This is a genomic window from Streptomyces sp. adm13(2018) (genome assembly GCF_008042145.1).
Taxonomy (GTDB): Bacteria; Actinomycetota; Actinomycetes; order Streptomycetales; family Streptomycetaceae; genus Streptomyces.
Window position 1 is genome coordinate 63,200 of record NZ_RDBH01000129.1, and the last position, 6,333, is coordinate 69,532.

At 73.3% G+C, this 6,333-nt stretch carries 7 protein-coding genes and 1 pseudogene; 6 read left to right on the forward strand and 2 right to left on the reverse strand.

The features are described from left to right. The coding region (locus EAO70_RS16960) for a GNAT family N-acetyltransferase (RefSeq protein WP_148005185.1) at positions 1-343 on the reverse strand (343 nt) is incomplete at its 3' end. A gap of 50 nt (positions 344-393) precedes the next feature. Here EAO70_RS16960 and EAO70_RS16965 point away from each other — a divergent pair. Next, complete coding sequence (locus EAO70_RS16965; RefSeq protein WP_148003808.1) at positions 394-1,197, forward strand: exodeoxyribonuclease III; 804 nt, start codon at positions 394-396, stop codon at positions 1,195-1,197. A 13-nt stretch (positions 1,198-1,210) separates the two neighbouring features. On the opposite strand, the gene EAO70_RS16970 is transcribed toward EAO70_RS16965, so the two are convergent. After that, entirely contained in the window at positions 1,211-1,846 is a 636-nt protein-coding gene (locus EAO70_RS16970; RefSeq protein ID WP_148005186.1) for a MerR family transcriptional regulator, read from the reverse strand. Between the two features lie 377 nt (positions 1,847-2,223). Between EAO70_RS16970 and EAO70_RS16975 the strand changes: the two genes are divergently transcribed. From EAO70_RS16975 to EAO70_RS16995, 5 genes and pseudogenes are all read left to right on the forward strand, one after another. Then, positions 2,224-3,756 (forward strand): flavin-containing monooxygenase, encoded by a 1,533-nt coding sequence (locus tag EAO70_RS16975; protein ID WP_148003809.1) that lies wholly within the window; start codon positions 2,224-2,226, stop codon positions 3,754-3,756. Further along, the gene (locus EAO70_RS16980; protein ID WP_148003810.1) at positions 3,753-4,658 is read left to right on the forward strand and encodes an alpha/beta fold hydrolase; all 906 of its coding nucleotides are present in this window, start codon (positions 3,753-3,755) and stop codon (positions 4,656-4,658) included. The genes EAO70_RS16975 and EAO70_RS16980 overlap by 4 nt, the downstream gene beginning before the upstream one ends. Further along, positions 4,655-5,545 (forward strand): SDR family oxidoreductase, encoded by an 891-nt coding sequence (locus tag EAO70_RS16985; RefSeq protein ID WP_148003811.1) that lies wholly within the window; start codon positions 4,655-4,657, stop codon positions 5,543-5,545. The genes EAO70_RS16980 and EAO70_RS16985 overlap by 4 nt, the downstream gene beginning before the upstream one ends. A gap of 176 nt (positions 5,546-5,721) precedes the next feature. After that, the gene (locus EAO70_RS16990) at positions 5,722-5,907 is read left to right on the forward strand and encodes a hypothetical protein (protein WP_148003812.1); all 186 of its coding nucleotides are present in this window, start codon (positions 5,722-5,724) and stop codon (positions 5,905-5,907) included. Positions 5,908-6,035: 128 nt separating this feature from the next. Continuing rightward, positions 6,036-6,333 (forward strand): annotated as a pseudogene (locus EAO70_RS16995) (hypothetical protein); the annotation flags it as partial.

Here is a 6,333-nt window from a genome sequence, read left to right on the forward strand (position 1 = left end):
GGGTGCGGCCGGCGGTGCGGGCGTCGGACTCCAGGGCGGAGAGGATGCGGCGGGCCAGGCCCAGGCCGCGGGCCTCGGGGATCACGTACATGCGCTTGAGTTCGGCGTCGCCGTTCGCGTAGCCCTCGTCGTTCTCGTCCTGGGCGCGCCAGCCGCCGGTGGCCAGCGGGGCGCCGTCGGGGTCGTAGGCGAGCAGGTAGAGGCCGCGCGGCGGGGCGAACATCCCGGCGTCCAGCGGTGTGGCGTCGCCCTCGTCGCCGTAGCGGACGGCGTACTCCGCCTGGACCGCGTCGTTGAGCTTGACGGCGTCGGGGTGGTCGTAGGGCGTGGGCCGGATGTTCATGCGGTTCATCGTACATGTATGCGGTGGGCAGGTGTCGGTATTCTCCCGGGATGCTCACTGTGACGTCCGTGAATGTCAATGGCCTCCGTGCCGCCGCCAAGAAGGGCTTCGTCGAGTGGCTCGGCGGGACCTCGGCCGACGCCGTCTGCCTCCAGGAGGTGCGCGCCGAGAAGGCGCAGCTGCCGCCCGAGGCGGGGGCGCCCGAGGGCTGGTTCACCGTCCACGCGCCCGCCGCCGCCAAGGGCCGGGCCGGGGTCGCCCTCTACACCCGCCGCGAGCCCGACCGGGTCCGCGTCGGCTTCGGGTCGAGCGAGTTCGACACCGCCGGCCGCTACGTCGAGGCCGACCTGCCCGGCGTCACCGTCGCCAGTCTCTACCTGCCCTCCGGGGAGGTCGGGACCGACCGCCAGGACGAGAAGTACCGGTTCATGGGGGAGTTCCTGCCCTATCTCAAGGAGCTCCGGGAGCGGTCCGCCGCCGATGGCCGCGAGGTCGTCGTCTGCGGCGACTGGAACATCGCGCACCGGGAGGCCGACCTCAAGAACTGGAAGGCCAACAAGAAGAACGCCGGCTTCCTGCCCGAGGAGCGCGAGTGGTTCGGGCAGGTCCTCGACGGGGGCGACGGGGGATACGTGGACGTCGTCCGCGCCCTGCACCCCGAGCAGGAGGGGCCCTACTCCTGGTGGTCCTACCGGGGGCGCGCCTTCGACAACGACAGCGGCTGGCGCATCGACTACCAGCTCGCCACCCCCGGGCTCGCCGCCAAGGCCGTCAAGGCGTACGTCGAGCGGGCCGCCACCCACACCGAGCGGTGGAGCGACCACGCGCCCGTGACGGCGGTCTATCAGCTGTAGTCGGCCCGTCCCCTCACGGGGTGTCCCGGGCTGCTCCGGGGCCCAGGCGGCGGTCCAGGGCCATCGACAGCTCCGCCTCGACCACGCTCTTCGCGAGGGGGCGGAGCCGCCGCAGGTCGTCCTCGGCCGCGTGGGTGCGCAGCAGGTCGGTGAAGAGTTCGGCGAGGGCCTCGGCGTGCTCGCGGACCCGGGACCCGGCCTTGAGGACCTCGGCGAGCGGGACGCCCTCCCGGACGAGTGCGGCGGAGACGTCGAGCAGCCGGCGGCTGATGTGGATGATCTCCTCGCCGTCGGTGACGAGGTAGCCGAGGTCGAGGGCGGCGGCGAGGTTCTCCGGGGTGACCTCGCCCGCGAAGTGGTCGGCGAGCTCCTCGGGGGTCAGGCGGACCGGCTCCTCCTCGCTGGGGGTGCCGAGGGCCAGGACCTCGCGGACGTTGCGGCCGCTCTCGAAGGCGGTGGTGAGGTCGGCGATGCCGTTGAGCGTGTGGCCGCGCTCCAGGAGGGCGGCGATCGTGCGCAGCCTGGCCAGGTGCTGCTCGTCGTACCAGGCGATCCGGCCCTCGCGGCGGGGCGGCGGGATCAGGCCGCGCTCGCGGTAGAAGCGCAGGGTCCGGACCGTGATGCCCGCGGCGGCGGCCAGTTCCTCCATGCGGTACTCGCGGAGGCCCTCGGGCTCGCGCAGGCCCGCGGGCTCGTGGGGACCTGCGGGCTCGCGGGGACCTTTCGGCTCGCGGGACCCCCCGGGCTCGCGTGGACCCGTGGCCGCCGCGTCGGGCGCCGCCCCCCGCGCGCTCGCCGCCGTGCCCGTTCGGCCGTCCTCGGCGTCGCCCGTGCGCGTCACCGGGGCGGATTCCGGTCCGTCGCCGTCTGTCCCTTTGCCTGATCCGTCAGCCACGGACGCCAGCCTATGTTGTACCGCCGGTAACTTTCCCTCGCCCGACCTCTACCGCTCGGTAGGGAGCTGCTCTACAGTCCCGACTGTGCCAGTGATTGCTGGCGTGATTGGCCGGGCACGCGGGAGGCGGCATGGCGAAGCACGAGCAGGTACGTGTGGCGGTGATCGGATCGGGATTCGGCGGCCTCGGCGCCGCCGTCCGGCTCCGACGCGAAGGGATCACCGACTTCGTGGTCCTGGAGCGGGCCGGCTCCGTCGGCGGCACATGGCGGGACAACAGCTACCCCGGCTGCGCCTGCGACGTCCCCTCCCACCTCTACTCCTTCTCCTTCGCGCCCAACCCCGACTGGCCGCGGACCTTCTCCGGGCAGCGCCACATCCGCGCGTACCTGGAGCACGTCACCGACACCTTCGGCATCCGCCCCCACCTGCGGCTGAACCACGAGGTCGTGCGGATGGAGTGGGACGCCGACGCGCTCCGCTGGGAGATCGAGACCAGCGCGGGCTCCTTCAGCGCCGAGGTCGTCGTCTCCGCCACCGGGCCGCTCTCCGACCCCAAGATCCCGGACGTCCCCGGCCTCGCGGACTTCCCCGGCAAGGTCTTCCACTCGGCACGCTGGGACCACGACTACGACCTGACCGGCAAGCGCGTGGCCATGATCGGCACCGGCGCCTCCGCCATCCAGATCGTGCCCGCGATCCAGCCGAAGGTCGGGAAGCTGACGCTGTTCCAGCGGACGCCCCCGTGGGTCATGCCCCGCATGGACCGCGCCATCACCGGCCCCGAGCGCTGGCTCCACCGCGCGCTGCCCGTCACAGGCACCCTCCGCCGCGCCCTGCTCTGGGGCATCCGGGAACTCCAGGTCGGCGCCTTCACCAAGCACCCGGGCGAGCTGGGGATCGTCGAGAGGCTGGCCAAGGCCAACATCGCCAAGTCCGTCAAGGACCCGGCCCTGCGGGCCCGGCTGACCCCCTCGTACCGCATCGGCTGCAAGCGCATCCTGCTCTCCAGCACGTACTACCCGGCGATCGCCCGGCCCAACGTCGACGTCGTCGCCTCCGGTCTGCGCGAGGTGCGCGGCTCCACCGTGGTCGCCGCCGACGGCACCGAGACCGAGGTCGACGCGATCGTCTTCGGCACCGGCTTCCACGTCACCGACATGCCGATCGCCGAGCGGGTCTTCGGCGCCGACGGCAGGACCCTCGCCGAGTCCTGGAAGGGCGGCATGGAGGCGCTGCGCGGCGCCACCGCCGTCGGATTCCCCAACTTCATGACCGTCATCGGCCCCAACACCGGCCTCGGCAACTCCTCGATGATCCTCATGATCGAGTCCCAGCTGAACTACATGGCCGACTACCTGCGCCAGCTGAACGTGCTCGGCGGCCGTGCCGCCCTCGCCGTCCGGCCCTCCGCCGTCGGCGCCTGGAACCGCAAGGTCCAGGCCAGGATGGAGCGGACCGTCTGGAAGGCGGGCGGCTGCGACAGCTGGTACCTCGACGCCAACGGGCGCAACACCACCCTGTGGCCCGGCACCACCGGCGAGTTCCGGCGCGAGACACGGCAGGTCGACCTCTCCGAGTACGAGGTCGTCCGCGCCCCGAAGCCGGTGAAGCCCGCCGCCGCCAAGACCCGCGGCACCCGCGCGAAGGAGGCCGCCAAGTGAGCCGGCACCTGACCTCGCTGACCTCCTCCCGCGAACTCACCGCCGTCTCCGCCGACGGCGCCCCGATCCACGTCGAGGTGTACGGCCCCGAGGGCGCCCCCGCCGTCGTCCTCGCCCACGGCTGGACCTGCTCGATCGCCTTCTGGGCCGAGCAGATACGGGCCCTCGCCACCGACCACCGGGTCATCGCCTACGACCAGCGCGGCCACGGCCGGACCCCGGTCCCCGCCGGACCCGCCGGCTACGCCACCCGGGCCCTCGCCGACGACCTCGAAGCGGTTCTCGCGAGCACCCTCGCCCCCGGCGAGAAGGCCGTCCTCGCCGGCCACTCCATGGGCGGCATGACCGTCATGGCGGCCGCGGACCGGCCCGGCTTCCGGGAGCACGCGGCGGCCGTGCTGCTCTGCTCCACCGGGCCCTCGCGGCTGACCGCCGAGGCCACCGTCGTGCCCGGCCGGGCCGGTGACCGGCGCACCCGGCTGACCCGGGGCGTGCTCGGCGCGAAGGCGCCGCTCGGGCCCGTCAACGCCGTCTCCAAGCGGATCCTCAAGTACGCCACGATGGGCCCCGGTTCGGCGCCCGACCGGGTCGACGCCTGCGCCCGGATCGTGCACGCCTGCCCGCGCGGGGCCCGCGTCGGCTGGTCCCGGGTGCTCTCCGAACTCGACCTGGAGATCGGCCTGCGGGCGCTCGACCTGCCCGTCGCCGTCGTCGTCGGCACCGCCGACCGGCTCACCCCGCCCGTCCACTCCCGCGCCATGGCCGAGGCGCTCCCGCAGTGCGTGGGGCTGCTCGAACTCGCGGGAATCGGGCACATGACCCCGCTGGAGGCCCCCGAGGCCATCACCGCGCGGATCCGCGAACTGACCGACACGTACCTGGAAGTGAAGGAGAAGGCATGACCCGGGTGAGTCTGGAAGGACAGGTCGCCGTCGTCACCGGCGGCGCCCGCGGCGTCGGGGAGCTCCTCGCCCGCAAGCTGTCCGCGCGCGGTGCGCGGATCGCGCTCGTCGGCCTGGAGCCCGAGCAGCTCAAGGAGGTCGCCGGCCGGCTGCACACCGAGGCCGACTGGTGGCACGCCGACGTCACCGACCACGAGGCGATGGCGAAGGTCGCCGCCGAGGTCAAGGAGCGCTTCGGGAAGGTCGACATCGTCGTCGCCAACGCCGGGGTCGCGGCGGGCGGCCCCTTCGTGGAGTCCGACCCGGCCGCCTGGCGGCGGGTCATCGAGGTCAACCTGATCGGCGGCGCGGTGACGGGCCGGGCCTTCCTGCCCGTCCTCATGGAGTCCCGCGGCTACTTCCTCCAGATCGCCTCGCTCGCCGCGATCACCCCCGCGCCGATGATGACCGCGTACTGCGCCTCCAAGTCGGGCGTGGAGGCCTTCGCGCACAGCCTGCGCGCCGAGGTCGCCCACCGGGGCGTGCGGGTCGGCGTCGGCTACCTCTCCTGGACGGACACCGACATGGTGCGGGGCGCCGACCAGGACGACGTGATGAAGGAGCTGCGGCAGCGGCTGCCGTGGCCGTCGAACCGCACATACCCGCTCGGCCCGGCCGTCGACCGGATCGTGGCCGGCATCGAGCGGCGCTCCCCCCACGTCTACGCGCAGTGGTGGCTGCGCGGGATGCAGTCGGTCCGCGGTTATCTGCCGGGCCTGATCGCGACGGTGGGGCAGCGCGAGATGCGGCGCTTCGAGCCGCGTCTCGGCACGGTCTCCAAGGGTCTGGTGGGCGCGGGCGGGGCGGCCGACGAGGAGGAGCGGACGGGCCGTTCGGCGGTGCGCTGACCCCGTGGCGGCGGCCCGGCGGGAGGGGACCCCGCCGGGCCGCCGCCGGGGCGTTCCGGGTCCGGTAGCCGTCCGTGACCGACCGACATGCGTGGAATGTTCGCCCGTGCGAGGCTGGTCGAGGCCCGGCAGGCACGTCGCCCCGGCCCCTCTCACCCTTCGAGGAGTGAACGTTCATGGGCAAGGCAGAACAGTTCAAGGACAGGTCGGAGCAGCTGAGGCAGCAGGCCAAGCAGGCCGCGGGCAGGGCGAGGGACGAGGCGTCCGAGCGCGCCACCCGCGAGCGCGGCCGCCCCGACGAGGAGACGCGCAGGGCCCAGCAGGAGGCCCAGGACCGTCTCGACCAGAACCACGACGTCTGACACGCCTCCGCGCGTGCCGTGTCGAGCGAGGCGCACCCGGTCCGCCGGGTGCGCCTCCGCGTGTGTGTGATCACGACGGGCCGAAAAGTCGTACGCACCCGGCGCCGGTTCTTCGTACGGTGGCGCCCATGGCCGTACTCGAGCGACTGAGATCCGATCACGCCCCCGCGCTGCTCGTCTTCGAGCGGGAGAACCGGGGGTACTTCGCCGCCTCCGTGCCCGACCGGGGGGACGCGTACTTCACCGACTTCGCGGAGCGGCACCAGGGGCTGCTCGACGAGCAGGAGGCCGGGGGCATCCACTTCCACGTGCTCGTGGGGGAGGGCGGCGAGATCCTCGGGCGGTTCAACCTCGTGGACGTCGCCGAGGGTTCGGCCGAGCTGGTCGTAGGCGATGACCCGGTGGTCGGTGGCGAGGGCCCGTATC